This is a genomic window from Sphingobium sp. KCTC 72723 (assembly GCF_014280435.1).
Classification (GTDB): domain Bacteria; phylum Pseudomonadota; class Alphaproteobacteria; order Sphingomonadales; family Sphingomonadaceae; genus Sphingobium.
The window spans coordinates 2,291,753-2,310,365 of sequence record NZ_CP060388.1; the positions used below are offsets into that span (position 1 = coordinate 2,291,753).

Sequence of the window (18,613 nt, forward strand, 5' to 3'; positions counted from 1 at the left end):
ATTGTCCCGTCATTCGCACAAACGAAGGGCAAGGGCCAGCATGTCGTCATCGTCGGGCCGTGCAGGCGCGTGGCGGCTGGCCCAGCCATCGCCGCAGGCCGCCATTGCCGCCGGGCTGATCGCCACGATATGCAGCGCGGCGCGGGCGTGCGCCGGGATATGCTGCGCCAGCCGAACCCCCGCATTGGCGGAGTGGACCAGCAGCACCGTTCCGGGCGTGGCATCGCGCTGCAACGCCGGGCCGGGCGGCAGGCTGGCCATGGTATAGACGGCGATCCGCGCGATATGGAGCGGCCCTGCGTCCATCGGCGCGACGGTGGTGCCGGCAAGGTGCAGGACGGTGCGATGGCCCTGCGCAGCGATGGCGGCGGCGATCGTGCTGCCATCGCCTGCGCCCGCAATAACAGCGACGAAGCCCTGATCCCTTAGCGCCGCTGCCGTTGCCTGCCCCACAGCAAAGGCGGGCAAGGCGCGATATTGCGCCAGCGCAGGACCGGCCAGCCGGGCGGCATTGGCGCTGGTCAGCAGCAGCGCGTCGAAATCATCCGGGGGGGGTGGGGTCCAGTCGACCGGCTGCGGCACGAACAGCGGGTGGAGGCGCACGTCGAAGCCCAGCTGCGCGGCCTTATACGCGGTCCGCCCCGCTCCCGGTTCGGGGCGCAGGATGATGAGGCGCTTCACCCCGGAACCCTCAGCCTTCGAACAGCGACCGCAGCGCCGGGCTGGCCCGGTCGAGCAGGGCGTGGCCCAATGCCTGCGCGGCGTGCGTGTCATGGCGGGCGATGCGGGCTTCCTCCCGCACGGTTTCCTGCCCGTCGGGGCTGATGATTTCGGCGCGCAGGTAGATCTGGTCGCCCTCGATCAGCGCCAGCGCGGCGATGGGCGAATGGCAGGTGCCGCCAAGGGCCATCAGGACGTTGCGTTCCGCCATCACCGCGTCGAAAGTATCGGCATGGCCGATCGCCGCCAGCGCTTCCAGCACGGGCGCATTGTCCGCGAGCGTCTCTATCCCCACCGCGCCCTGCGACGGGGCGGGCAGCATCCTATCGACCGGCACCAGCACGCCCACATCGCCCTGCCCCAGCCGGTCCAGCCCCGCCGCCGCCAGCAGCGTGGCATGGACCTCGCCCGACGCCAGCTTGGCGAGGCGGGTGGCGACATTGCCCCGGAACAGCGTGATCGTGGCGTCGGGGCGCAACCGCATCACCTGCGCCGCGCGGCGCGGCGAGCTGGTGCCGACGACCGGATTGGCGGGCAGCGCGTCGAAACTGTCCGCCCCGACCAGCTTGTCGCGCACGTCGGCACGCGGCAGCATGGCGGCGATACGGAATATATCCGGGCGCAGCGTCTCTACGTCCTTCATGCTGTGGACCGCAAAATCTATCGTGCCATCGACCAGCGCCCGGTCCAGTTCCTTGGTCCACAGCGCCTTGCCCCCGATGTCGGCCAGCGCCCGGTCCTGTATCCGGTCGCCGCTGGTCAGGACAGTGACGACCTCCACCGCGCTGTCGGGCCAGCCATGGGTGGCGCACAAAGCGCGGGCGGTCATGCGGGCCTGCGCCAGTGCCAGCGGCGATCCTCTGGTGCCAAGGCGCAACGGTCGTTGAGACAAAATCATATGCAGCTTGCTCTAATGACCACGGGCATTAGATGGAAGCGGGAATGACGATCATCCTTGGCCTGGAATCAAGTTGCGATGAAACCGCAGCGGCGCTGGTTACGGCCGACGGGCGCATCCTTGCGCATCGGCTGGCCACGCAGGAGGAAGCGCATCGCCCCTATGGCGGCGTCGTGCCGGAAATCGCGGCGCGTGCGCATGTCGAGGCGCTCAGCCCGCTGATCGAAGCGGCGCTGGCCGACGCGAAGATGACATTGGCCGATGTCGATGTGATCGCCGCGACCGCCGGGCCGGGGCTGATCGGCGGCGTCATGGTGGGGTTGGTCACGGGCAAGGCGCTGGCCCATGCGGCGGGCAAGCCGTTGATTGCGGTCAACCATCTGGAAGGCCATGCGCTTTCCCCGCGTCTGGCCGATCCGACCCTGCAATTCCCTTACATGCTGCTGCTGGTGTCGGGTGGCCATTGCCAGATACTGCTGGTGCGCGGGCCGGGCGATTATGCGCGGCTGGCCACCACGATCGACGATGCGGCGGGCGAGGCATTCGACAAGACCGCCAAGCTGCTGGGGCTGGGCTATCCCGGCGGGCCGCAGGTGGAGAAGGCAGCGGCATCGGGCGATGCCAAGGCCGTGCCTTTGCCGCGCCCATTGGTCGGCACGGCGGAACCGCATTTTTCCTTTGCGGGCCTGAAAAGCGCGGTGATGCGCGCGGTCCAGTCCGGCAAATACAGCACGCCCGATATTGCCGCCAGTTTCCAGCAGGCCGTGATCGACTGTCTGGTCGACCGTACCCGCCGAGCGCTGGCTTCCGGCGAGCGCGCAACCGCGCTGGTCGTAGCGGGCGGGGTCGCGGCCAATGGCCCGATTCGCACCGCTCTGGAGCGGCTGGCGGGCGAGCATGACCTGCCCTTCGTCGCGCCGCCCTTGTGGCTTTGCACCGACAATGCGGCGATGATCGCCTGGGCCGGGGCGGAACGCTATGGCGCGGGACTGATCGACGACCTGACATTCCCTGCCCGGCCGCGCTGGCCGCTCGACCCGGCGGCGGAAAAGGCGCGCGGCGCAGGAGTGAAGGCATGAGGGCGGGAGTCATCGGGGCAGGCGCATGGGGGACGGCGCTGGCGCAGTTGCTGGCCGCCGACGGGCGCGCCGTGGCGCTGTGGGCGCTGGAGGCCGATGTGGTCGATGCGATCAATGGCGCGCGGGAAAATCCGCTCTATCTGCCCGGCCTCAAGCTGGCCCCGTCGATCCGCGCGACCTGCGCGATGGCTGACCTTGGCGATTGCGAGATGCTGTTGGTGGTCAGCCCGGCGCAGCATCTGCGCAGCGTCGTGGCACAAGCCCCTGCTGGCGTGCCGCTGATCCTATGTTCCAAGGGGATAGAGGCCGGCACTGGCCTGCTGATGGGCGAAGTGGCCCGGGAAGCGCAGCCTATGTCGCCCATTGCCGTCCTGTCCGGCCCGACCTTCGCCCATGAAGTGGCCAAGGGATTGCCGACCGCCATCACGCTGGCGTGTGAGGATGCCGCGCTGGGCGCGCAACTCGCGGCGCGGATCGCCCGGCCCGCTTTCCGTCCCTATCTGTCCGACGATGTGACTGGCGCGGAAATTGGTGGCGCGGTCAAGAATGTGCTGGCGATCGCGTGCGGGGTTGCCGACGGCGCGGGGCTGGGCCTGAACGCCCGTGCGGCGCTGATCAGCCGGGGCTTTGCCGAAATGACGCGCTTTGGCCTAGCGCGGGGCGCGCGGGCGGAAACGCTGGGCGGGCTGTCCGGGCTGGGCGATCTGGTGCTGACCTGTTCGTCCACCAACTCCCGCAACTTCTCATTGGGCAAGGGGCTGGGCGAGGGGCGCAGCGCCGCCGACCTGCTGTCCAACCGCCGCACCGTGGCCGAAGGCGCGTTTACCGCGCCCGTGCTGCGCGACGCTGCGCGCGCGGCGGGCGTGGAAATGCCCGTGGTCGAAGCGGTATGCGCGCTGCTGGCCGATGCCGCCCCGCTCGGTGCCGTAATCGACGCGCTGCTCGCGCGTCCGTTGCGGCCCGAATAAAGCCGTCGCGCGCCCGCACCATCATGGCTACATTCCAGACAACAGACGGGACGACAGAGGGGAGTCGATTGGCCGCGCAGGTTCCTGCGTCGAAGGACGAGGACGACATCGCCGCCCTGGCCAAGGGCGGGCGGACCAATATATTCGGTTTCCTGCTGCGGCTGGCCGCGCGCCTGCCCTTCCTGTTCATCGCCGGGCGCTGGTATGGCGCAGATGTGCTGGGGCGTTTCGCCTATGCGGTACTGGTGGTCGAATTTGTCGCGCAGCTGGCGACGCTGGGCCTGAAACGTGGGCTGGCGGGCGCATTGAGCCAGACCGAGCGACCCCATGCCCATGTCGTGACCGACGCCATGCTGGTGACGATGGCGGCGGCGATGCTGGGCGCGGGGCTGCTGATCGTCTTTCCGCAGGCGATGTTCCCCAACAGCCCTATCAATGGGCTGGACCGGCTGCTGGCGCTGATCGTCATCGCGGTGGCGGGGTCGGACGTGGCACTGGCGGCGTGCGCCTATAAATTCGATGTCGGCGCGACGGTGCGGGCGCGATCCATTATCGAACCCTGGGCGATCAGCATCGGGGCGTTCGCTTTTTCCTTCTACTCGACGCGCGACGGGCTGATCCTGTCCTATGCCGTGTCGATGATCGCCGCCTTCGTCGCCTCGATCATTCCGATGGTGCGCCATTATGGGCGACCGCGCGGCTGGCGACCCAATCGCGGGCGGTTGTGGCGGCTGGCGCGGCGCAACCTGCCGCTCGCCGCTGCCGATGGCGTGGAATGGGGATCGCGGCGGCTGGACATGGCGATCCTGGGCCTGTTCGTCAGCCCGGCGGTGATCGGCATCTATTATGTCGCGCAACAGGTCGCGTCGCTGCCGCAAAAGCTCAAGACCAGTTTCGACCCCATCCTTGGCCCGGTCATCACCCGCAATCTGGCCGAAGGCAATCTGGCCGGGATCGCCCGGCAGGTCAGCCAGGTCGGTTTCTGGATCATCGCGGCGCAGGCAGGCATCGCGCTGGCGCTGGGCATACCGGGCGAAGCGGTGATGGGGCTGGTCGGGCCGCATTTCGTCGGCGGCACCGGGGCGCTTGCTTTCCTGCTAATGGCCGAAGTGGTGGCCGCGACCGCCGTGGTCAGCGAATCCGCGCTGGTCTATATCGCCCGCCACCGCAACCTGATGATCTCGCTGGGGATGATCGCGTGCCAGGCCGGTTTCAGCTTTGCGCTGATCCTGATCGCGCGCCGGTTCGCCATGCCGCCGATGTGGATCGCCGCCGCGCCTGCGCTGGCGCTATGCCTGGCCCTGGGGATCGGTGCCTTCGTCAAGGCCCGGCTGCTGGCGCGGTTGCTGGATGCGCCGATCAATGCGTGGCGCTGGCCATTGCTGAGCGCGGCCGGGGTCGGCTGCATCGTCGGCGCGGCCTTCGTGGCGTTGCCGCCCCGGCTGGAATGGGTCGAGCTGGTCGTTGGCGTATGGGCGATATTGGGCGCTTATGGCTGCGTCATCTGGCGCTGGGGCTTTGGTTCCGACGACCGCGCGCTGTTCCGCAAGCAGAAGGCGGAATGAGCGCTTCATCCTCCCCCTGTGGGGGAGGTGGCAGCACGCAGTGCTGACGGAGGGGTGTCACCCTATCGAGAGCATGACACCCCTCCGTCTGGCCTGCGGCCAGCCACCTCCCCTGCAAGGGGAGGATCCAAGTCAGGCGAACAGCTTGTCGCGGATCACGCCCAGATCTTCCTCCGGGCGTGCGCCCCAGTGGGCAATGACTTCGGCGGCGGCTGCCGCGCCCAGCGCCAGGGCGTCCTCTACGCTGCGCCCGTCGATATGGGCGGCGAGGAATCCGGCAGCGAAAAGGTCGCCTGCGCCGGTGGTGTCGATGATTTTATCGACCGGCACGCAGGGGGCTTCGTGGCGGATGCCATCGACAATGGCGACAGCGCCGCGTTCACCGCGCGTCGACACCAGCACCGGCACCTTGTCGGCGAAACGGGCCAGCGCCTTTTCGAAATCATCGATCTGGGCGAGCGACTGGATTTCGCCTTCGTTGGAAAAGAGAATGTCGATCTGGCCCTGCTCGATCAATTCGATGAAATCGGCGCGATGACGGTCGATCACGAAATTGTCGGACAGAGTGAAAGCCACCCGGCGACCTGCGCCACGCGCGGCTTCGATCGCGGCGCGCATCGCGGCGCGCGGCTGCTGCGGATCCCACAGATAGCCTTCGAGATAGAGGATGCCCGCCGAACGGATGAGGTCGAGGTCGAGCGCTTCTTCCGGCAGGAATTGCGACGCGCCGAGAAAAGTGTTCATCGTGCGCTGCGCGTCGGGGGTGACGAGGATGAGGCAGCGGGCGGTGGGAATGTCGCCGCTGATCGCCGGGGTGTCGAACCGGATGCCCAGCGCGCGCACGTCATGCGCGAACACGTCGCCAAGCTGGTCGGCATTGACTTGCCCTATGAAACCGCATTTTTTGCCCAGCGCGGCCAGCCCCGCCAGCGTGTTGGCGGCCGATCCGCCGCTGATTTCCTTCGCCTGCCCCATGTCGGCATAGAGGCTTTCCGCCATGGCCGCGTCGATGAGCTGCATCCCCCCCTTGGTCAGGGCATGTTCGGCGAGGAAAGCGTCATCGCTGCGGGCGAGAACGTCGACGATGGCGTTGCCGATGGCGACGACATCGAGCGTAGGGGCAGAAGCGGTCACGCAATATCCTTGTATCTGTAAAAGGCGGGAAGGCGAAAAATTGGCCCGTGTCTATAGGCGTGCGGCAGCGGGTGCAACGGGCCTGATTGACGCGACCAACTGGCGGGTCGATAGTGACGGGATGGTCCTGATCGCTGCCCTGCGTGCCTTTCCGTCGATCTTTCACCGTGCCGCGCTGCGGTTGCTGGTCAAGACGCTGACGCTGACATTGCTGATCTTCGTGGCGCTGGCAGCGGGGGCATGGGCGGGTTTCCATGCGCTGGCGCTGCATTATGGCTGGGGCGGTGGTGGCTTTGCCGAAGCGAGCGCCACGGCGTTGCTGATGGTGGGGGCAGGCTGGCTGCTGTTCCGGGCGACGGCAATGGCAGTGATGGGTCTGTTTGCCGACGACATCATCGAAGCGGTCGAGCGGGATCGCTATCCCCAGGCGGCGCTGGCCGCGCGCCCGGTCGGCTGGGGGCGCAGCGGGCGTTTCGCGCTGGCGTCGCTTACCCGGACCCTGGGCTGGAACCTCATTGCCCTGCCCGGCTATCTGGCGCTGCTGGTGACGGGGGTCGGGACCATCGGACTGTTCCTGATCGTCAACGCCTATCTGCTGGGGCGGGACATGGCCGACATGGTCGAACCGCGCCACCCTGCCCTCCCGCCGCTGTCGCGTGGCAGTCGGTGGCTCATGGGCCTCGCTTCGGCGCTTATGTTCCTGATTCCCTTCGTCAACCTGCTTGCGCCGGTGTGGAGCGCGGCTATGGCGGTGCATATGTTGCTGGGTCGATCGAGGAATATCGCATGACGGTTGGGCGTTGCATGATGGCGGCGCTGATGGCGTTACCACTCGCCGCGTGCGGCGCGGGGACAGTGGTGCCGCGCGCTGGCTATGCGCCTGCGCCCGCCGGTCCGCCGGCCAGCGCCTTCCTGAAGCAGGGACCGCTGATGGGGTCGGACGCGGGCGCGCTGACCAGGATGTTCGGCACGCCCCGACTGGACATTCGCGAAACCACGGTGCGCAAGCTGCAATTTGCCAATGGCCGCTGCGTGCTGGACACTTATCTCTACGCCCCCGCGCGGGGTAAGGAGCCGGTCGTGACGCATGTGGATGCGCGCACCCCGGCGGGCGCGGATGTCGACCCCGCAGCCTGCGCCACGGCGCTTCAGGCCCGGTGAGCCGACAGCTTTTCGATCGCCCATAGCGCCGCTTCGGCGACGACCGGGTCAGCGTCCGCCAGCAACGGTTGCAACCGGGCAATCAGGCGCGGGTCGGCGCTGTTGCCCGCGGCGATGGCGGCGTTGCGGACCATGCGATTGCGGCCGATCCGCTTGATCGGCGAGCCGGAGAAAATCTCGCGAAAGCCCGCATCGTCCAGCGCCAGCAGGTCGGCGATTTCCGGCGCGGCCAGTTCCGCCCGGCCGACAAAGGCGCGGTTGGCGGCGGCAACATCGGCAAATTTGTTCCACGGGCAGGCCGCCAGGCAATCGTCGCAGCCATAGACGCGGTTGCCGATTCCGGCGCGCAGGTCGTGGGGGATCGGCCCTTTATGTTCGATGGTGAGGTAAGAGATGCAACGCCGCGCATCGACCATATAAGGCGCGGGGAACGCATCGGTCGGGCAGGCCGTCTGGCAGGCGGTGCAGGTTCCACAATGGTCGCGTTCGGGCGCGTCGGGGGTCAGCGGGATTTCCGTATAGATCGCGCCCAGGAACAGCCAGCTGCCATGGTCGCGGCTGACCAGATTGCTGTGCTTGCCCTGCCAGCCCAGCCCCGCGCCAGCGGCAAGCGGCTTTTCCATCACCGGGGCGGTATCGACAAAGACCTTGAGCGCGCCGGGTTGCTGTTCCACCAGCCAGCGGGCGAGTGCCTTTAGCGCCTTTTTGACGACGTCATGATAATCCTTGCCCTGCGCATAGACCGAGAAGCGCGCCCGGTCGCCCACGTCCGCCAGCGCCAGCGGATCGCGCCCCGGCGCATAGCTCATGCCCAGCATGATGACGCTGCGCACCTCGGGCCACAGCCCCTGTGGCGAGGCGCGTTCATCCGCGCGGTCGGCCATCCACAGCATGTCGCCATGATGGCCCGCGTCCAGCCATTCGCGTAACCGTGCGCCTGCCTGTGGCGCGACATCGGCGGGCGCGATGCGGCAGGCGGCAAAGCCCAATGTCGCAGCCTGCCCTTTCAGCCGTAGTTCCAAGGTTTCTGTAGGCACGGCCATGGGTCCAGACTATCAGGAGGGCATGAACGGCGACATTCCGGGCCTTGCGCCCGTCCCTGCCTATGCGCTCGAAGGCCATGGGCTTGTCAAGACATTCGGCGATTTTCGCGCGGTGGACGGCGTGGACATCGCCGTGCCTGCCGGGACGATCTACGGCATTCTTGGTCCCAATGGCGCGGGCAAGACCACGCTGTTGCGCACCTTGCTGGGCATCATCGACCCGGACGAGGGGCAGCGCCAGTTGCTGGGCGAGGCGCAACCGCTGCGCATGGCGCGGCAGGTGGGCTATCTGCCGGAGGAGCGCGGGCTGTATCCGTCGATGAAATCGTTCGAGGCGATTGCGTTTATGGGGGCGTTGCGGGGCTTGCCGTTGAAGATCGGACGGCAGCGGGCGCGCGCGATGCTGGAGGGGCATGGCATGGGCGCGGCGGCGGACAAGCCGATTCGCCAGCTGTCCAAGGGCATGGCCCAGACGGTGCAATTGTTCGGCACCATCGTCCACGAACCCCGCCTGATCGTGCTGGATGAGCCGTTTTCAGGGCTGGACGCGATCAATCAGGAAAAGCTGGAGGTGCTGATCCGCGAACAGGCGCAGCGCGGCGTCACCATCGTTTTTTCCACTCATGTCATCGCCCATGCCGAACGGCTGTGCGAACGCATCGCCATTATCGCGAGCGGGCGCATCCGGTTCGAGGGGACGCCCGGCGACGCGCGCGACCGATTGCCGCCGCAGGTGCGGCTGCGCACGCGGGCAAGCGAGGGGCCGTGGCGCGGCGCTCTGCCCGCCGATACGGTGGCGCTGGACGGGGCGTGGCATTTCGCGCTGCCCGATGGCGGGATAGAGCCGTTGCTGCGCGCCCTGCTGGACGGGAACGCAGGGATTGAGAGCCTGTCGATTGAGCGACCCGGCCTGCACGATGCTTTCGTGGCGATTGCGGGCGCAGCCGCTGCGCGCCAGATGGACGCTAAAGTAGACAGCGAGATGGACATATGAACGAGATTTTGCGCGCTGCGCTGGTCATCGCCCGGCGGGACTTTACCGCCGTCGTCCTGTCCCGCACGTTCATCCTGTTTCTGCTGGGTCCGTTGCTGCCGATCGTCATCGGCATGGTGTTTGCCGGCTTCACCGAAAAGATTTCCAGCACCGACCTGCGCCCGTCGGTCGGCATCGCCATGCCCGCCAGCGAGGCCGCACGGCTGGAGGCGGCGCACGCGCGGCTGACCGACCGGATGGGACCGCAGGCGCTGCCCCGGTTGCGGCGGGTGGAGACCACGCCGTCGCCGCGCGCGTTGCTGGCGCAGCCGCGATCGAGCGTGGTGGCGATCCTGTCGGGATCGGTCGCCCATCCCGTGCTGACCGGCAAGGCGGAGGATCTGGACAGGTTGCAGGGCGACCTCAGCCTGATCGCCAGCGCGGCGCAGGCGGAAAGGACGCTGCGGCTGGTGCAGGTGCAGCGGCAGGAAGTCGCCACCAGCCTTGGCGCGCAGTCGCAGGCACGCCTTCAGATCGGGCGGGTGGCGCAGATTGTCATGTTCTTTCTCACCATATTGCTGGCGGGGATGATCCTGTCCAATTTGGTGGAAGAAAAAACTAATAAAATCATAGAGATACTTGCCGCCGCCGTGCCGATCGACGCGATATTCCTGGGTAAGCTGATGGCCATGCTGGCGATGAGTTTCGTGGGCATCGCCTTTTGGGGCGGGACGGCCTTTGCGATATTTCTGGTGCTGAACGGCGGTGCCGCGTCGGCCATGCCTGCGCCCGCAGTCGGCTGGCCGGTCTTTTTCCTGCTGGCTACCGTCTATTTCGCCATGGCCTACACGCTGCTGGGATCGCTGTTCCTGGGCATCGGCGCGCAGGCGGCGACCGTGCGCGAAGTGCAGACGCTCAACATGCCCGTCACCATGGGGCAAATGCTGATCTTCTTCTTCGCCAGCTATGCCGTCGACCATATGGGCAAGGCGCCGGAAATTGCCGCCGCGATCTTTCCGTTCAGTTCGCCCTTCACCATGATCGCGCGCGCGGCGCAGGACGGGGCGATCTGGCCGCATCTGCTGGCCATCGTCTGGCAGGGGGCGTTCGTGGCGATCATCATTCGCGTGGGCGTGCTGCTGTTCCGCCGCCATGTGATGCAGTCGGGCGGGCGCTGGTGGAAAAACCTGTTCAGGACGACGACAGGATAGAAGGAGGAAAAGGGCGCATGAACAGACGACAAGTCCTTGGCGGCGTCCTGACCGGCGTTGCATGTGCAGGTGTGTGGCGGCTTGGCCTTGGCACGGCGGACGCGGCCTATCCCTATGTCCTGACCGATGCGGAATGGCGCAAGAAACTGTCGCCGCTGGCCTATAATGTGCTGCGCAAGCAGGCGACCGAGCATCCCTTCACCAGTCCGTTGAACAAGGAAAAGCGCGCGGGGACATTTGCCTGCGCCGGGTGCGCGCAAAATCTGTTCGACGCCAAGACCAAGTTCGAGAGCGGCACCGGCTGGCCGAGTTTCTATGCCCCGTTGCGCGGGGGCGTGGGGACGAGCCGCGATTTCGATCTGGGCTATCCGCGCACCGAAGTGCATTGCGCGCGATGCGGCGGGCATCTGGGCCATGTGTTCGACGACGGGCCACGGCCCACGGGCAAGCGTTATTGCATGAACGGCGTGGCGATGACGTTCAAGGCCGCCTGATCCGATAGATTTTAAGCGGGCCTTTGGTCGGCAGCGGGTCGAGCCAGCCGGGCGCGTTCCCGCTGGCCAATTGTGCTGCCAGGCCATGGGTGCTGGCTTGTCCATAAAGGCGATATTCGTTCAGGCCGTCACAGGTGACGAGGAAGGTTGCGCTGGTGCGGGTGATGACGTTGCGCGCGCGATCCGGCGAATCGGTGAAGCCTGCGATCACCGCCGTAATGCCCGCTACGTTGCGATGATGGGCAGTGCCGATCACGCCATGGCGCGTCTGCACCAATATGTCGGGACCGATGTCGAGCGGGGCGAACACAGTGGCGGGCGGCAGCGCCCGGAGCGGCGCCAGGACGGCGGCGCTGCGACAGTCGGCACTGGGCTTTTTTGCCGGTTCGGGCGTGGCGGCCCCCGCCACCCATAGCGCCGACAGGCCAGCGGGCGTCAGCAGCACCAGCATGACCGATCCCACGATCCGCACCAGCGCGAAGCCGGACGCCTGCACCCGCGCGAACAGTGTAGCGAGCAGCCAGGCGATGCCCGGCAGGGCAAAGAGATGGGCGACCGACAATGCGCGCATGACCATGACGGCGACGAGGATTGCGCCGGTCAGCAGCAGCGCCAGCGTCAGCCACCGCGCGCGCGCGCTATCCCGCGTGCGCCACGCCGCCAGCAGAGTCGCGCCAAGGCCGAGCAGCGGCGTCAGCAGGATGACGCCACGCATAGACAGGCTCTGTTCCCAGAGCGGGCGGCCTTCCATCACCTGAAGATACCAGAGTTTATAGGCGAGCGGGCCAAGCGAGGCGAAGGGATCCCCCGACAGGCAGGGTCCGCCGGTGACGAGGAACGTCGCCATGGCCGCGCCGCCGCCGATCGCCGCGACAAGGCAGCGACGGGTAGCAGTGTGCGATCCGATCAGCCGGGCCGCTGCGGCAGTGGCCAGCGCAAGGGCGACGAGCGGCCAGAGATAGACGAAGGACAGCGCGTCGCAATAGGCGGCGAACAGCGCCGATGGCCCGCGCAGCAATGCGAGCAACGGCAGCGCCGCACCGCCAAGCATGAGCGCGAAGGCGATGAAGCGGGGCGTCTGATCCTGCGCGATCCAGTGGCGCAGGGCGAAGGTCGCGGCGAACAGCGCGGCATAGGGCAGCGCTTCGCTGGAAATGTTGAGCCAGAGCGCCAGTGCCACGCCCGCAACGACGCCGCCACGCATAACGCGCGGGTCCATCGCGCCGCACAGCGCCAGCGCGGCGAGCAGGATCTGCCAGCCATGATGGTCGATCCGCAACGGCGTGAACTGGACGAGGATGGAGGGCGCGGTGAGCAGGAGGATGACGCCGAGCAGCGCGACGCCCGCCCCTCCCATGCGGCGGGTCGCGGTGAACAGCGTCACGGTCAGGCCGCCGAGCAACAGGAGCGGCGCGAGGATGCAAGCGAGCCGTTCCGCGCCAGCCGCACCGACCAAAGGCCGTAGCAGCAGAGCGAGCGCCGCGACTGGCATATCGACGATCCGCGACCAGTGCATCGGGCCGCCGATGGGCGGGTTCACGCGGTGCTGGCTAACGTCCCAAAAGGCCTGCCCGCCGATCCAGTCGCGAATTTGCGCCAGCCGCATCGCGTCGTCGGGATCGCGGAAAGCGAAGGCGGCATAGTCGCCCCGGAACAGCCACAGCATCGCTGCACTGCACAACAGCCATGCCAGCACCGCCCACAGAGTGGCGCGGCGCAGTTCCGGCCGGGCATCAGGCGCGGGCAAAGACGCCATATTTGCGAATCGCATAGACGGTGAGGAAACTGACCGGCACCGACGCCAGCTTGGCGAGGGCGGGCAGTATGTGCAGCGCGCTCAAGGCGCCGACGATGGCGACCGTGATGCCCATGCCCAGAACCGCGCTGGCGACGAAGCCAGCACATTGCGCATGGGTCGGGCCTGCCCCGGTATCGAACACGAACCAGATGCTGAGGATCCAATGGACCAGCAGGCCCAGCGCATAGCCGCCAAAGGCCGCCAGTATGGGCGGTGCGCCCATCCGGTCGAGCAGCAGGAACAGCCCCATGTCGCTCGCCAAGGCGCAGATGCTGGCCAGCAGATAGCGGGCGAACATCAGGCGCGCGGCCAGTTGCGTCAGGGCGTGCAGCCTTTGAAACACCGGGTCAGGCAGCCTTCAGGCGCGACGGGACGGCGCGGACACTCGCCAGCGCAGCCTGCGCATCGACATCCTGGCCCTCGTCCCCTGCTTCATGATATTCGGCATCTTCGTTCACGGACCACACGTCATGGATGCGCGCGCCCGCCACGATGTTGCGGACGGTCAGCATTGCCGTCATCATCGCATGATCCTGATTATTATAGCGGTGCATACCGTTGCGCCCGACCATGTGGAGCGTGGGATAGCGTTGCTCCAGTTCGGTGCGCATCGCCAGCACATTGGCGGCATAGGCGTCATCATAGACCGGATAGGCCTTTTCCTGCCGCACCACTGCGCCGCCCACGACATCATCGGGGTTGCACAGGCCCAGCAGCGCCATTTCCTTCGTCGCCAGCGCGACCAGATCATCGTCGGTCGCGGACCACAGTCCGTCGCCTTCGAAACAGAAATATTCCAGGCCAACACAGGCCAGCGTCGGGTCCGGCACCATTTCGGGCGACCAGCTGCGGAAATTCTGGATACGGCCGACCTGCACCTTGCTGTCGTGGATATAGATCCAGTTGTCGGGGAAGATATCCTGCCCCTTCACCATCAGCGCCACGGTCAGGAAGTCGCGATATTTCAGGTTCATCGCTTCGGGCAGAGTCGCAGGCAGCGGATGGATGCGCCCCGCCAGTTCGCGCATGGGGGCCGAAGAAATGACATGGGCCGCGTTGATGACGACGTCACCATCCGGTCCCTGCGCCACCAGACGCCAGCCATTGGTCGCCTGATCCTGCTCCAGCCGCTTGAAGCTGTGGTCCATCAGCACCTGATTGCCGCCTTCCACCACGCGGTCGCGTGCGGCTTCCCACATCATGCCGGGGCCAAGGCGGGGGTAGCGGAATGTTTCCAGCAACGTCTTGGTGGCCATGCCGTCATTGGGTTTTTTATTCAGGCCAAGGCTGCGCTTGAGGCCATCGACAACCGCCCCCCAGAGCGACAAGCCCTTGATCCGCTGCGCCGCCCAGTCGGCCGACATTTCATCGCACGGCATCCCCCACACTTTTTCGGTGTAGGTCTTGAAGAAGATGGAAAAAAGCTTGTGGCCGAAGGCGTTGACGGTCCAGTCCTGAAAGGAGCGGACGTTGCGGTTGGGGAACAGGCGGGCCTTGGCGAAGCTGGCCATGCACAGCGTCGAGCGCCAGATGCCCAGATTCCACAGCGCTTCGAACGCGCGCAGCGGGTAGCTGTAGAATTTGCCTTCATAATAGATGCGGCTCATCCGGGGACGCTGGATGAAATCGTCGGGCAATATCTCGTTCCACAGGTCGACCACCTGCTGCGACTTTGAAAAGAAGCGATGGCCGCCAATGTCGAAGCGGAAACCGTCCAGTTCCACCGTGCGGCTGATCCCGCCGACATAGGTCGGGTCTTTTTCGATCACGGTCACGTTCATGCCCTGCTTTGTCAGCAGATAGGCAGCGGTCAGGCCCGCCGGGCCAGCGCCGATGATGGCAACGTCCACAGATCGGTCGGTACGCGGCATGGCAGGCTATTCCCCCGGATGGTCTTTCGTGCCGTCGGGAGTGAAGGAAATCCTCTAAGGACTGGTTAACGGCCGGTAAGGATCGGGACCGGAACGACCGTGCGATGCGCCAACGACAAAGGGCCGCTCCGCAGGGGGTGCGGAACGGCCCTTTGCTCATCCCCTTCGTGCGGGGAACGGCAAGGCGATCAGCCCTGGCGCTGGGCCATGGCGTTCAGGTCGCTGCGGGCGCCGTCGAGCGCTTCGCCAAAGCAGCTGCGATAGTCCTGGGTTACCGGCAGGATCGAGCCATTGACGAAACCGCATACCTGCTTGGCGGCGCGGGTCACGCGATAGTCGGCACGGCGCAGGCCGTTGCTGCTGGCAAGGTTGAGGTCGGCGATCGACACAGTGATGCTGCGCGTTTCGGTGCCGGCGCGGCCATCGACGATCACATCCATGTCGTTGCTGCCCGCACTGGCCATGCCGGGCAGGGCAAGGGCGATAGTGGCGGCAAGCACCACCAGAGTCTTCCGGGTCATCCATATTCTCCTGTCGAACATTTTTCTTTTCTGCCCAACGCCTGACTTGGGCTTCGGGTCCATGCCTAAATAGGCCTGCCCGATGGTTTTGAAAAGAGGCCAGTTGCGCAAAAGTGGCGGAAAACCGTTATTTTGCGGGTGCGAAGAGTTTTTGGTGATGGGCTTTGCCCATGGGTGCCGCACCGGCCCGCTCCCCCATCCGGCCTCCCACAGAATATCCTGAATGGGAGGCCGGGTGGGGTTCAAACGAGTCACGTGCCTCGTTTGAAGGCCGGTGCGGCCAAAAATCCGCTCTTTCGCGGATTTTCAAACAGACTCTCAATGCCGGAAGTGGCGCATTCCGGTGAACACCATGGCGAGGCCCGCTTCGTCGGCGGCGGCGATGACTTCATCGTCGCGGATGGAACCGCCCGGCTGGATCACCGCCGTAGCGCCCGCCTCTACGGCGGCGAGCAGGCCGTCGGCGAAGGGGAAGAAAGCGTCGGACGCGACCGCCGACCCAATAGTGCGCGGTGCGCTCCAGCCTGCCTTTTCGGCGGCATCCTTGGCCTTCCACGCGGCGATGCGCGCGGATTCAAGGCGGTTCATCTGGCCCGCGCCCACGCCCGCTGTGCTGCCGTCCTTGGCATAGACGATAGCGTTGGATTTCACATGCTTGGCCACGGTCCAGGCGAACAGGCAGTCGTCCAGTTCCTGGGGCGTGGGTTCGCGCTTCGTCACGACCTTGAGCGCGTCGCGGCTGATCTGGCCATTGTCGCGGCTCTGGACCAGCACGCCGCCTGCAATCGTCTTGAGTTGCAGGCCAGCGCGCGCCGGATCGGGCAGGTCGCCGGTCAGCAGCAGGCGCAAATTCTTTTTCTTCGCGAATATGGCGCGGGCAGCATCGTCGGCACCCGGCGCGGCGACGACTTCGGTGAAGATGCCGCTGATCGCTTCGGCGGTCGGGCCGTCGAGCGGGCGGTTGACCGCGATGATGCCGCCGAACGCCGACACGCTGTCGCAGGCGAGCGCGGCTTCATAGGCTTCGATCAGCGTATCGCCAGTCGCCACGCCGCAGGGGTTGGCGTGCTTGACGATGACCACCGTGGGCGGGCCGTCGCGAAATTCGCTGACCAGTTCGAGCGCGGCGTCGGCATCGTTATAATTATTGTAGGACAGTTCCTTACCCTGCACCTGTTTCGCCTGCGCGATGCCATTGGCGGACGGGCTGGTGGGCAGATAGAGCGCGGCGGACTGGTGCGGGTTTTCGCCATAGCGCAGCGTGGTGGAGAGCGTGCTGGCGACCGCCAGCGTCTGCGGGAACATCTCCCCCTGATCGGCGAAGGCGAACCAGCTGGCTATCATCGAGTCATAAGCGGCGGTCGCGGCATAAGCCTTTGCCGCGCACATCCGGCGGAAGTCGTAGCTGGTGCCGCCCGCCTTTTCCGCCATTTCCGCGATCAGCCGGGCATAGTCGGCGGGGTCGGTGACGATGACGACGCTTTCATGGTTCTTGGCGGCGGAACGCACCATCGACGGGCCGCCAATGTCGATATTCTCGATGATCTCTTCGCGCTCGGCACCCTTGGCCACGGTCGCGGCGAACGGGTAGAGGTTGACCACCACCAGGTCGATCGCACCGATTTCGTGTTCGTCCATCGACGCGACATGGTCCGGGTTGTTGCGCACCGCGAGCAGGCCGCCATGCACCTTGGGATGCAGCGTCTTGACCCGGCCATCCATCATTTCGGGGAAGCCGGTCAGGTCGGAAATGTCCATGACATCCAGCCCCGCATCGCGCAGCGCCTTTGCCGTGCCGCCAGTGGACACAAGTTCGACGCCATGGTCGCTGAGCGCCCGGCCCAGGTCGATGAGGCCCGCCTTGTCCGAGACGGACAGGAGCGCGCGTTTGATGGTGACGTCGGCGGGGGTTGCGGTAGGGGTGGCAGTCATGGGGGAAAAGGCTTCCTGCTGTTCGGGTGCCGCTTTCAGGCTTGCCGCAGCCCTCTAGTCCCCTGCCGCGCAAAAATACAGCCCCCGATCAGCATCGGCCATAGCGTAAGCGCGCCGACGGCCACGCCTGTCCCCAGCGCCGCCAGCGCCACGAACAACGGGGTCAGGATCGCCAGGCCGATCCGCGCATGAAGCGCGCCATCCCCTTCGCGCCACAACCACAGCGCAGCCAGCCCGGCCATGACGCAATCATAGTCGCTGACATAAAGCGATCCGGTCAGCACGCCCATCACCAGCATGGCCATGGCGCGCGGCGAGGCACCCTCCGCCCGCCATATGCGCACGACAAGCAGCGCGACCAGTGCGCTTGCCACCAGTTGCGCGGCATAGGCAGCGGCCACGCTGGGCCCCAGATGGCGCACCAATATGAAGATGGAGATCATCCGGTGCCAGGTGCCGTCCCCCTGCTCCAATATCGCGGTCTTGAGCATCGCGCCCTGTTGAACATAGGCGAGCCAGGATTGCAGGCCGAACAGGGGCAAGGTGAGCAGGATCAGCATCGTCGCGGTCGCCCCGAACGCCGCGAGCGCGCGATATTGCCGCCCGGCCAGCAGCGCGAGCGGAATGAGCCAGCCCAGTTGCGGCTTGACGACGAATAGCGCCAGAATCGCCCCGGCCAGCACCGGCCGGTCGCGCAGCAGGATCAGTCCCCAGCCCAGAATCGCTGCGGTCCAGCAGCCATTTTGCCCGCTTATCGCGTTGATCATCACCGCCGGCAGGGCAAGCGCGAGCAGTACGCCATTGGCAGGCGACAGGCGCCGCATCGCCATGGCGAACGCCCACCAGCCACCCAGTTGCCACACGACCCACGCCGCGCCGTAGGGCAGCAGCCCCAGCGGCGCGGTAATCACCCACATGACCGGCGGATAGCTGTAGTGATAGAGATGGATCGGCCCGCCGACGATCGCGGTTTCAAAGTCGTGAAAGCGCGCCAGATCGTAGATGAGCGCGCTTTGCCCCGATATGGCCAGCCGCGCCGCCGACCAGAAATTCAGGAAATCCTCGCCAAAGGGATGGCCCGCGCCGTCGGTCATGCCGACCCGCCATTGCCGCGCGATATAGACGCAGAACAGCAGCGCCATGATGACGCACCAGGACCGGGCGATGCGTCGCCATTGCGCCACCTCCACCTGTTCCAATATGCGCAATGGTGCCGACAGCATCATTGGCTCTGGCTAGGGCAAA

Annotated in this window: 18 protein-coding genes; 8 read left to right on the top strand and 10 right to left on the bottom strand. The window is 66.3% G+C overall.

Annotation, left to right across the window (positions count from 1 at the left end; translation table 11 throughout):
• Positions 1-9: 9 nt before the first annotated feature.
• Together SPBM01_RS11310 and hemC are read right to left on the bottom strand one after the other, a co-directional pair.
• Positions 10-681 carry a uroporphyrinogen-III synthase gene (locus SPBM01_RS11310; RefSeq protein WP_188061927.1) on the bottom strand — a complete coding sequence of 224 codons (672 nt, stop codon included), beginning with the start codon at positions 679-681 and terminating at the stop codon, positions 10-12.
• 10 nt (positions 682-691) lie between these two features.
• Entirely contained in the window at positions 692-1,618 is a 927-nt protein-coding gene (gene hemC / locus SPBM01_RS11315; RefSeq protein ID WP_188061928.1) for a hydroxymethylbilane synthase, read from the bottom strand.
• A gap of 44 nt (positions 1,619-1,662) precedes the next feature.
• Here hemC and tsaD point away from each other — a divergent pair, with 44 nt between their 5' ends.
• From tsaD to SPBM01_RS11330, 3 genes are read left to right on the top strand one after another with little or no spacing between them, the layout of a single operon-like run.
• Positions 1,663-2,697 (top strand): tRNA (adenosine(37)-N6)-threonylcarbamoyltransferase complex transferase subunit TsaD, encoded by a 1,035-nt coding sequence (tsaD, locus tag SPBM01_RS11320; RefSeq protein ID WP_188061929.1) that lies wholly within the window; start codon positions 1,663-1,665, stop codon positions 2,695-2,697.
• Complete coding sequence (locus SPBM01_RS11325) at positions 2,694-3,665, top strand: NAD(P)H-dependent glycerol-3-phosphate dehydrogenase (RefSeq protein WP_188061930.1); 972 nt, start codon at positions 2,694-2,696, stop codon at positions 3,663-3,665. The genes tsaD and SPBM01_RS11325 overlap by 4 nt, the downstream gene beginning before the upstream one ends.
• A 23-nt stretch (positions 3,666-3,688) precedes the next feature.
• Complete coding sequence (locus tag SPBM01_RS11330; RefSeq protein WP_410482997.1) at positions 3,689-5,230, top strand: lipopolysaccharide biosynthesis protein; 1,542 nt, start codon at positions 3,689-3,691, stop codon at positions 5,228-5,230.
• Positions 5,231-5,362: 132 nt separating this feature from the next.
• Here the strand turns inward: SPBM01_RS11330 and SPBM01_RS11335 are convergent, their stop codons facing one another.
• Positions 5,363-6,364 (bottom strand): adenosine kinase, encoded by a 1,002-nt coding sequence (locus tag SPBM01_RS11335; RefSeq protein ID WP_188061932.1) that lies wholly within the window; start codon positions 6,362-6,364, stop codon positions 5,363-5,365.
• 121 nt (positions 6,365-6,485) lie between these two features.
• On the opposite strand from SPBM01_RS11335, the gene SPBM01_RS11340 reads away from it, so the two are divergent.
• Positions 6,486-7,154, top strand: a complete 669-nt coding sequence (locus tag SPBM01_RS11340) for an EI24 domain-containing protein (protein WP_188065677.1) — start codon at positions 6,486-6,488, stop codon at positions 7,152-7,154.
• Complete coding sequence (locus SPBM01_RS11345) at positions 7,151-7,525, top strand: hypothetical protein (RefSeq protein ID WP_188061933.1); 375 nt, start codon at positions 7,151-7,153, stop codon at positions 7,523-7,525. Before SPBM01_RS11340 ends, SPBM01_RS11345 begins: the two co-directional genes overlap by 4 nt.
• On the opposite strand, the gene queG is transcribed toward SPBM01_RS11345, so the two are convergent.
• The gene (gene queG / locus SPBM01_RS11350) at positions 7,513-8,568 is read right to left on the bottom strand and encodes a tRNA epoxyqueuosine(34) reductase QueG (protein WP_188061934.1); all 1,056 of its coding nucleotides are present in this window, start codon (positions 8,566-8,568) and stop codon (positions 7,513-7,515) included. The two genes, SPBM01_RS11345 and queG, sit on opposite strands and share 13 nt — an antisense overlap.
• Before the next feature lie 22 nt (positions 8,569-8,590).
• Here queG and SPBM01_RS11355 point away from each other — a divergent pair, with 22 nt between their 5' ends.
• The 3 genes from SPBM01_RS11355 to msrB are packed head-to-tail and all read left to right on the top strand — an operon-like array spanning position 8,591 to position 11,246.
• Entirely contained in the window at positions 8,591-9,562 is a 972-nt protein-coding gene (locus tag SPBM01_RS11355; protein WP_188061935.1) for an ABC transporter ATP-binding protein, read from the top strand.
• Positions 9,559-10,752, top strand: coding sequence for an ABC transporter permease (locus SPBM01_RS11360; protein ID WP_188061936.1), 1,194 nt, complete (start codon positions 9,559-9,561; stop codon positions 10,750-10,752). Before SPBM01_RS11355 ends, SPBM01_RS11360 begins: the two co-directional genes overlap by 4 nt.
• A 17-nt stretch (positions 10,753-10,769) precedes the next feature.
• On the top strand, positions 10,770-11,246 hold the full coding sequence (msrB, locus tag SPBM01_RS11365; protein WP_188061937.1) for a peptide-methionine (R)-S-oxide reductase MsrB: 477 nt from the start codon (positions 10,770-10,772) through the stop codon (positions 11,244-11,246).
• Here the strand turns inward: msrB and SPBM01_RS11370 are convergent.
• From SPBM01_RS11370 to SPBM01_RS11395, 6 genes are all read right to left on the bottom strand, one after another.
• Positions 11,233-13,002, bottom strand: coding sequence for a hypothetical protein (locus SPBM01_RS11370; RefSeq protein WP_188061938.1), 1,770 nt, complete (start codon positions 13,000-13,002; stop codon positions 11,233-11,235). The two genes, msrB and SPBM01_RS11370, sit on opposite strands and share 14 nt — an antisense overlap.
• On the bottom strand, positions 12,980-13,342 hold the full coding sequence (locus SPBM01_RS11375) for a GtrA family protein (protein WP_188065678.1): 363 nt from the start codon (positions 13,340-13,342) through the stop codon (positions 12,980-12,982). Before SPBM01_RS11375 ends, SPBM01_RS11370 begins: the two co-directional genes overlap by 23 nt.
• A gap of 49 nt (positions 13,343-13,391) precedes the next feature.
• Entirely contained in the window at positions 13,392-14,915 is a 1,524-nt protein-coding gene (locus SPBM01_RS11380; protein WP_188061939.1) for an NAD(P)/FAD-dependent oxidoreductase, read from the bottom strand.
• 188 nt (positions 14,916-15,103) lie between these two features.
• Positions 15,104-15,436 carry a UrcA family protein gene (locus SPBM01_RS11385; RefSeq protein ID WP_188061940.1) on the bottom strand — a complete coding sequence of 111 codons (333 nt, stop codon included), beginning with the start codon at positions 15,434-15,436 and terminating at the stop codon, positions 15,104-15,106.
• Positions 15,437-15,754: 318 nt separating this feature from the next.
• Positions 15,755-17,368: a bifunctional phosphoribosylaminoimidazolecarboxamide formyltransferase/IMP cyclohydrolase gene (gene purH / locus SPBM01_RS11390; RefSeq protein WP_188061941.1), complete on the bottom strand. Its 1,614-nt coding sequence runs from the start codon at positions 17,366-17,368 to the stop codon at positions 15,755-15,757.
• A 35-nt stretch (positions 17,369-17,403) separates the two neighbouring features.
• The gene (locus tag SPBM01_RS11395; protein WP_188061942.1) at positions 17,404-18,594 is read right to left on the bottom strand and encodes a glycosyltransferase family 87 protein; all 1,191 of its coding nucleotides are present in this window, start codon (positions 18,592-18,594) and stop codon (positions 17,404-17,406) included.
• Positions 18,595-18,613: the final 19 nt, after the last annotated feature.

Bases quoted from the DNA above. Each gene is read 5' to 3' on its own strand.
- hemC (WP_188061928.1), bottom strand. From the start codon at position 1,618: ATGATTTTGTCTCAACGACCGTTGCGCCTTGGCACCAGAGGATCGCCG.
- tsaD (WP_188061929.1), top strand. From the start codon at position 1,663: ATGACGATCATCCTTGGCCTGGAATCAAGTTGCGATGAAACCGCAGCG.
- SPBM01_RS11325 (WP_188061930.1), top strand. From the start codon at position 2,694: ATGAGGGCGGGAGTCATCGGGGCAGGCGCATGGGGGACGGCGCTGGCG.
- SPBM01_RS11330 (WP_410482997.1), top strand. From the start codon at position 3,689: ATGGCTACATTCCAGACAACAGACGGGACGACAGAGGGGAGTCGATTG.
- SPBM01_RS11340 (WP_188065677.1), top strand. From the start codon at position 6,486: ATGGTCCTGATCGCTGCCCTGCGTGCCTTTCCGTCGATCTTTCACCGT.
- SPBM01_RS11345 (WP_188061933.1), top strand. From the start codon at position 7,151: ATGACGGTTGGGCGTTGCATGATGGCGGCGCTGATGGCGTTACCACTC.
- queG (WP_188061934.1), bottom strand. From the start codon at position 8,568: ATGGCCGTGCCTACAGAAACCTTGGAACTACGGCTGAAAGGGCAGGCT.
- SPBM01_RS11355 (WP_188061935.1), top strand. From the start codon at position 8,591: ATGAACGGCGACATTCCGGGCCTTGCGCCCGTCCCTGCCTATGCGCTC.
- SPBM01_RS11360 (WP_188061936.1), top strand. From the start codon at position 9,559: ATGAACGAGATTTTGCGCGCTGCGCTGGTCATCGCCCGGCGGGACTTT.
- msrB (WP_188061937.1), top strand. From the start codon at position 10,770: ATGAACAGACGACAAGTCCTTGGCGGCGTCCTGACCGGCGTTGCATGT.
- SPBM01_RS11370 (WP_188061938.1), bottom strand. From the start codon at position 13,002: ATGGCGTCTTTGCCCGCGCCTGATGCCCGGCCGGAACTGCGCCGCGCC.
- SPBM01_RS11375 (WP_188065678.1), bottom strand. From the start codon at position 13,342: ATGTTCGCCCGCTATCTGCTGGCCAGCATCTGCGCCTTGGCGAGCGAC.
- SPBM01_RS11380 (WP_188061939.1), bottom strand. From the start codon at position 14,915: ATGCCGCGTACCGACCGATCTGTGGACGTTGCCATCATCGGCGCTGGC.
- SPBM01_RS11385 (WP_188061940.1), bottom strand. From the start codon at position 15,436: ATGACCCGGAAGACTCTGGTGGTGCTTGCCGCCACTATCGCCCTTGCC.
- purH (WP_188061941.1), bottom strand. From the start codon at position 17,368: ATGACTGCCACCCCTACCGCAACCCCCGCCGACGTCACCATCAAACGC.
- SPBM01_RS11395 (WP_188061942.1), bottom strand. From the start codon at position 18,594: ATGATGCTGTCGGCACCATTGCGCATATTGGAACAGGTGGAGGTGGCG.